5 protein-coding genes are annotated in these 6,497 nt (G+C 65.1%); 3 read left to right on the forward strand and 2 right to left on the reverse strand.

Annotation, left to right across the window (positions count from 1 at the left end; all coding sequences use genetic code 11):
- The first annotated feature begins 9 nt into the window (after window positions 1-9).
- Complete coding sequence (locus AC5RVV_RS16975) at window positions 10-162, forward strand: hypothetical protein (protein ID WP_494002556.1); 153 nt, start codon at window positions 10-12, stop codon at window positions 160-162.
- 159 nt (window positions 163-321) lie between these two features.
- Here AC5RVV_RS16975 and AC5RVV_RS16980 read toward each other — a convergent pair whose 3' ends face one another.
- Window positions 322-1,560, reverse strand: a complete 1,239-nt coding sequence (locus tag AC5RVV_RS16980) for an IS256 family transposase (protein ID WP_494002557.1) — start codon at window positions 1,558-1,560, stop codon at window positions 322-324.
- Between the two features lie 137 nt (window positions 1,561-1,697).
- Between AC5RVV_RS16980 and AC5RVV_RS16985 the strand changes: the two genes are divergently transcribed.
- On the forward strand, window positions 1,698-3,230 hold the full coding sequence (locus tag AC5RVV_RS16985; RefSeq protein ID WP_494002553.1) for an ISL3 family transposase: 1,533 nt from the start codon (window positions 1,698-1,700) through the stop codon (window positions 3,228-3,230).
- Window positions 3,231-3,467: 237 nt separating this feature from the next.
- On the opposite strand, the gene AC5RVV_RS16990 is transcribed toward AC5RVV_RS16985, so the two are convergent.
- Window positions 3,468-4,904 carry an integrase core domain-containing protein gene (locus AC5RVV_RS16990; protein WP_494002554.1) on the reverse strand — a complete coding sequence of 479 codons (1,437 nt, stop codon included), beginning with the start codon at window positions 4,902-4,904 and terminating at the stop codon, window positions 3,468-3,470.
- Between the two features lie 485 nt (window positions 4,905-5,389).
- Here AC5RVV_RS16990 and AC5RVV_RS16995 point away from each other — a divergent pair, with 485 nt between their 5' ends.
- Window positions 5,390-6,301 (forward strand): prephenate dehydratase, encoded by a 912-nt coding sequence (locus AC5RVV_RS16995; RefSeq protein WP_494002555.1) that lies wholly within the window; start codon window positions 5,390-5,392, stop codon window positions 6,299-6,301.
- The last annotated feature ends 196 nt before the right edge of the window (window positions 6,302-6,497 follow it).

Raw genomic sequence — 6,497 nt, forward strand, 5'->3', positions numbered from 1 at the left:
ACCGACGAAATGCGCGACCACCGCCTCCAGCTCGTCGTCCCCGGCCCAATGCAGACGCCATACAACCAGTACCAGCAGGAATGGCTCATGGACATTCAGGCGTTCATCGACATGGTCCGGGAGCGGGACCAATACGGCCCTGCCCAAGGCAAACTCCTCTAGATATGGCCCTTGCGTCCAAGAGCATTCTGAAGGATGTTGATTCACCCATATTGGAATGAACCGGAACCCATGACCGTCCTGTCCAACAGCGTGATACAACAGATCAGGCCGGTTCCGTTGGGAGTGTCCGAATAACGGTGGGTCTGGCTTGGCGCTTGGTTAGTTGATTCTGCCTTCGAATGCGATGGTGAACGCGTTCAATGCAGGCTTCCATCGTGTGGCCCATCGTGCCCGTCCCCGTCCGGTGGGGTCAAGGGAACGGGTGACGAGGTAGAGGCATTTCAGCGCCGCGGCGTCGTTAGGGAAATGGCCCCGGGCCCTCACAGCGCGCCGATAGCGGGCGTTGAGGGACTCGATGGCGTTGGTCGAGCAGATCACCCGCCGGATATCCACGTCCCAGTCCAGGAACGGGACGAACTCGGACCAGGCGTTGCGCCAGAGCCTGGTGATTGCCGGGTACTGGGTGCCCCATTTCGCGTCGAACTCCGCGAACCGCTCCCTGGCCGCTGCCTCGGTCGGGGCGGTGTAGACGGGTTTGAGGTCCTTGCCCATCTCCTCCCAGTAGTGCCGGGAGGCGAACCGGAACGTGTTGCGGATCAGGTGAATGATGCAAGCCTGGACCGTGGCGAGCTCCCAGACGGCAGTGATCGCATCGGGCAGTCCCTTCAGCCCGTCACAGACGGCGATGCACACGTCTTCCACGCCCCGGTTCTTGACCTCGGTGAGCACCCCGAGCCAGAATTTGGCGCCCTCCCCGCCGTCTCCGGCCCAGATGCCCAGGATGTCCCGTTCACCGTTGACGCTCACCCCGATGACCACGTAGAAGGGCCTGTTGCGCACCTGCCCGTCGCGGACCTTCACATGGATCGCATCCACCATGATCACCGGGTAGACCCGGTCCAGGGGCCGGTTGGCCCACTCGGCCATCTCGTCACAGACCTTCTCGGTGATCCGCGAAATGGTGTCCTTCGAGACGGTGGCACCGTAGACCTCATCAAAGTGCGCGGCGATCTCTCCGGTGGTGAGGCCTCTGGCCGTGAGGGACAGGACAACCTCGTCGATCCCGTCCAGACGGCGCTGGCGCTTCCTGACGATCCGCGGTTCGAAGGTGCCCTCCCGGTCCCGGGGCACCTCGACCTGGACGGGTCCGATCTCGGTGAACACAGTCTTAGAACGTGTCCCGTTCCGCACATTGGGGCCCTCCGCAGCCCCGTGCTTCTCGTGCCCGAGGTGCTCGGTCAGCTCCGCCTCGAGGGCCGTTTCGAGCACTGACTTGGTCAGACCGCCAAGCAGGCCCCCGGGGCCCATCAGACTCACGCCCTGTTCTTTTGCCTGTGCCAGCAGTTGCTGCGCGAGCTGCTGCTGATCGATGATCTCTCCCGTCACAGGATCGATCATCTCTACGGTCTCGGTCATTGCCGTTCCTTTCGGTCAGGCCACGCCGTTCCCACCGTTATTCGGGCTCTGTCGCACTTTCGGTGGTGGTGCGGCGCGTCGACGGCTGGTTCGTGCTTCCGGGCTTCTCATGATGGGGCATGGTTGATGCGGAAATGCTGGTCGGGATGGTGTTCTCGGGGTTGTCGGCGTTGGTGATCGAGGGGATCGAGGACACCGGCGAGGTGATCGTGGTTCACGCGTCGACGCGTGGCGGGGCGGTGGAGTGCCCGGCGTGCGGGACGCTGACTCGGAGGGTCCACGCCTTCCATGAGCGGATGCCGGCGGACGTGCCGGCCGATGGGCGCCGCGTGCTGCTGCGGGTGCGGGTACGCCGGATGCGGTGCCTGTCATCTGACTGCGCGCGGCAGACCTTCCGGGAGCAGGTCCCGGGATTGCTGGAGCGCTATCAGCGGCGCACGGTCCGGTTGACCGGACAACTGCGCGGCGTCGTTCACGAACTTGCCGGCCGTGCGTCGGCCCGGCTGCTGCCGGTCCTTGGGATCGCCGCAGGGCGGGACACCGCGGTGCGGACGCTGCTGGGCATCGCGCTGCCGGAACGTCCGGTCCCGCACGCGCTGGGGATCGACGACTTCGCGCTGCGCCGCGGCCGGGACTACGCCACCGTGCTGATCGATGCCGACACCGGCCGGAGGATCGACGTGCTGGCTGGCCGGGGCGCCCCGGCCGTCACCGAGTGGCTTCGCACTCATCCAGGAGTGCAGACCGTGTGCCGGGACGGCTCGGCCACGTACGCCCAGGCCGTCCGGGACGCGCTGCCCGGAGCGGTCCAGGTCGCCGACCGATGGCACCTGTGGCATGGCCTGGCCGAAGCCGCCGCCAAGGAGGTCGCCGCCCACTCGACGTGCTGGGCCGGCGCAACAGGTCTGCAGGACGGCCCCCGGGCTCGCACGACAGCCGAGCGCTGGCGGCAGGTGCATGAGTTGCTCGATCAGGACGTCGGGCTGCTGGACTGCTGCCGGCGGTTGAACCTGGGTCTGAACACGGTCAAGCGCTACGCCCGCGCGAGCGAGCCGGAACGCCTTCGACGTGTTCCGCAGTACCGGCCTACGCTCGTGGAACCCTATCGCGATTATCTGCGGCGCCGGCGAGCCGAAGAGCCCGGGGCGCCGGTCACGCAGCTGCTGGAGGAGATTCGTGAGCTCGGCTATCCCGGCAGCGCGAACCTGCTGCATCGTTATCTGAACCAGGGCCGAGCCGATGAGGACCGGGCGCATCTGTCGCCTCGCCGTGCGACCCGACTGCTGCTGACCAGGCCGGAGAATCTGACCGATCGGCAGAGCGAGCGTCTTGATCAGCTCGCCGCCTCATGCCCGGAGATGACCGCTCTCTGCGGCCTGATCCGGGATTTCGCCGGCCTCCTGAAGCCTGACGAAACTAACCCGGCCAGGCTCGAGACGTGGATCCGCGCCACCCGGTCTGCCGACCTGCCGCACGTGCACTCCTTCGCCCACGGACTCGAGCAGGACCACGACGCCGTCATCGCCGCGCTCACCAAGCCGCACCACAACGGCAGAACCGAAGGCGTCAACACCCGGACCAAAATGCTCAAGCGTCAGATGTACGGACGTGCCGGCTTCACCCTGCTCCGCCACCGCATCCTCCTCGGCTGACGGACGCCCACCCAACCACCACCGAAAGTGCGACAGAGCCGTTATTCGGACAGTCCCGACTGATCCCATTCACAGCATCCCAAATGTCGCAAATAGGGTGAGTTGGTACCGCTGGTCTGGGCAGTTGGTGTGTGATCTCGTCACATCGTGGACACTGGATCTCGTCACTTCGGGGACGCTGAATCTCAGGGCTTCGTGCACGACTACCAGCGCGCCCCTGCCGCCCTGATCAGCGGTCTATCCGGCGTTGAAGACTGCCGGGACCTCTTCTCGGCGCTGGGCGAACTGCGCCCGGAACTCCGAGTGTTTGCGTTCCCAGTGCTTGGTCGGATTCGTCATCTCCACGCCCTGGATGGCGTAGGAGGCCACATACCGGTCTCGTACCTGCAGTGCGATCATCGGCAGCGGGAAGGAGAACACGACCTCACCGCTGGCAATGTCCGATAAGAGGAATTCGTCGTCGGAGATCGTGCGGTGGAACTCGCGCCCGGCGAAGGTCGTCGGCAGCGACACCTGATATCCCTGATAGTAGACCTGCCGGTTCGCCGGGGTGACTTCCACGATGGACTGGTCTGCAGCCTGCTCCACCACATTCTCGGGCTGGTCGGGGAGCAATTGCCCGGTTTTTGAGATCGTCACGGCGGATCGTCCGAGATCACCTTGGCGCAGGCGGCGTGCCTGCCGATACTCGGAGGCCTTCGCTTCGAGCACCTGAAGCGGGACCGGCTCCGTCGCGGGCGTGTGCTCGAGCAGCTCCCACGCCGTGCCAGGGGTGGCGTGATCGAGCGCCTGATGCGGTCGGCGGTGGTTGTAGTGTTCGCGGAATCTCGTGATCCGTTCCCGCAGTTGCTCGAGCGTGACCGGCCGGTTGGCGTCGAGGAACCGGATCAGGGTCTGGTGGGACCGTTCGTTCTTGCCTTGCGTGGTCGGCCTTCCCGGAAGCCCGCTGATGGGCATGGTGCCCCAAGAGGCGAGGAAGATCTCGACCGATCCGATCGTGCCGGCGCGGAGTTGGTTGAACGCCAGCGAGTTGTCCGACAAGAGCTCTCGTGGTGCGCCATGGGCGTTGATCGCCCGTTCGAGGACCTCCTTGGCGTCGGCGCTGTTCTCGTGACGGACGTGTGCCCACGTCCCGACGTCATACCGGGTCGCATCGTCGAGCACCTGATAGACCGTCACTGCCTGCCCTCCGGCGAGCCGATACTCGAACGCGTCCAGTTGCCACAACGACATCGCCGTGGCGCGCACGAACGGGATGTACGAGGACCTCGGACGCTTCTTCGGCGAGGAGTCGACCTGGCCGACGCTGGACAGCAGTCGGGCGATCGTGGCCACCGACGGGATACGCCCGCCCGGGAAGATGTCTTGGAGTGCGGCCTCGTAGTAGATCGAACGTGGGCCGTAGTCCCAGCCGTCCGTCTTGAGCTGCTTGCGGATTCTCACGAGTTCGTTGACGACCTCGGGACCGTACCTTCTGGCCGGGTGCCTTGGTGCCCGGGACCGAGGGTGCAGCGCTGCTGTCGACTCGCCCGCCGCCCGGCCACGGATCTTGTAGAACACGCTCCGCGAGATCTTCAATGTTCGACAGAACTCGGTCACCGATAACGAGTGGGGTTGCGAGGGGTCGTAGTTGATGATCGTGGCCCGCGTGCGGGGCGGAAGTGAATTCGTCATGCCGTCGACTCTCACCCACCACGGCCGCGACACCTGTCCCCGAAGTAGTGAGACATCGTGTCCACGATGTCATGAGATCGTGTGTCCATGATGTCTTGAGACAAGACATGGTACTGCTTTGGTACTTAGCCTGAGGCACTTCGGCGTTATGGTCCGGGATCTCCGGAACCGGCTGGACCGCCGCCTGAACCGGCACCGGCCCACGACGGAATCGAAGACCCCCTGCACTGATTCCTTCCAGCACCGCTAGCAGCGCATATGAGAGGTGTTCTCCGGCTGCCAAGGCTCTCTGCAACGGCCCAGCGCAACAGGCCCGCGGCCCCCGGGTGCCCGACTGGTGCTGTAACGGCCCGGTTCCTTCCTCTCAAGCACGGTTTTCATGTGTCGGCCCGGCACGACCGAACCGGTGGCAGCACCGCGCCGGTCACCACCACAAACCGTCAGGACGGCAGAAACGGAGCCCGGCAATGGGATACTTCCGTATTGTGAGTCCAGCAATCGCATACCAGGGTGAACCGGGATCCAATTCACACATCGCCTGCAGGGAAGTCTTCCCCGACTGGACTGCTGTTCCGTGCGCCAGCTTCGAAGACGCTTTTGCAGAAGTTACCGACGGGCGTGCCCGGCATGCCATGATCCCCATCGACAACTCGATCGCCGGACGGGTCGCGGACATCCACGCACTGCTGCCCGAAACCCGGCTGAAGATCGTGGGCGAACACTTTCTGCGCATCCGCTTCAACCTGCTCGGCATCCCCGGAACAACCCTGGACCAGGTGAGGGAAGTCCACAGCCACATCCACGCCCTGGGCCAGTGCCGCCGACTCATCCGCCGCCACGGCCTGACCCCGGTCATCGCCGGTGACACCGCCGGCTCCGCGCGCGAAGTCGCCGAGTGGAACAACCCAGCCAAGGCCTCCCTCGCCCCGCCACTGGCCGCGGACATGTACGGACTGGAGGTACTGGCCGCAGATGCCGAGGACGATCCCACAAACACCACCCGGTTCGTCATCCTGGCCGACAGCCAGTCCTACCCGCCCCGGACCCACCTGCCGGAACGGGTCATCACCAGCTTCGTCTTCCAGGTCCGCAACATCCCCTCCGCCCTCTACAAGGCCCTGGGCGGATTTGCCACCAACGGCATCAACATGACCCGGCTGGAGAGCTACATGGTCGGCGGGGACTTCGCCGCCACGAAATTCATGGTCGATGTCGAAGGACACCCCGAAGACGCCCCGCTCATGCGGGCCTTCAGCGAACTGGATTTCTTCACCACCGACGTGCGGATCCTCGGCGTCTACGCCGCACACCCCTACAGGACACGCCTGGCCGATCAGAACCCGACCCCGGACAGGCCAGCGGCTCCCCGGCACCCCTCTGCGTATCCCCATATATAAGGAATGCCTGCTCACACACGCCGTCCTCACACAGCAGCCAATGGCCTGGTGCCGATATCCGCGCAGATGACAACCCGGCCCGTGATGATGCCAGCCGCCATGGTCATGGCGCTGGGATGACCGGGAGGTTCCGGGGGAATGAACAGGGCCGCTGAGCGCCGAAGCGCTCAGCCGGACGCCTCCCGGGGGCGCCTAG

This window comes from Arthrobacter sp. MDT2-34-1 (genome assembly GCF_059091365.1).

Bases quoted from the DNA above. Each gene is read 5' to 3' on its own strand.
- AC5RVV_RS16985 (WP_494002553.1), top strand. From the start codon at position 1,698: ATGGTTGATGCGGAAATGCTGGTCGGGATGGTGTTCTCGGGGTTGTCG.
- AC5RVV_RS16980 (WP_494002557.1), bottom strand. From the start codon at position 1,560: ATGATCGATCCTGTGACGGGAGAGATCATCGATCAGCAGCAGCTCGCG.
- AC5RVV_RS16990 (WP_494002554.1), bottom strand. From the start codon at position 4,904: ATGACGAATTCACTTCCGCCCCGCACGCGGGCCACGATCATCAACTAC.
- AC5RVV_RS16975 (WP_494002556.1), top strand. From the start codon at position 10: ATGCGCGACCACCGCCTCCAGCTCGTCGTCCCCGGCCCAATGCAGACG.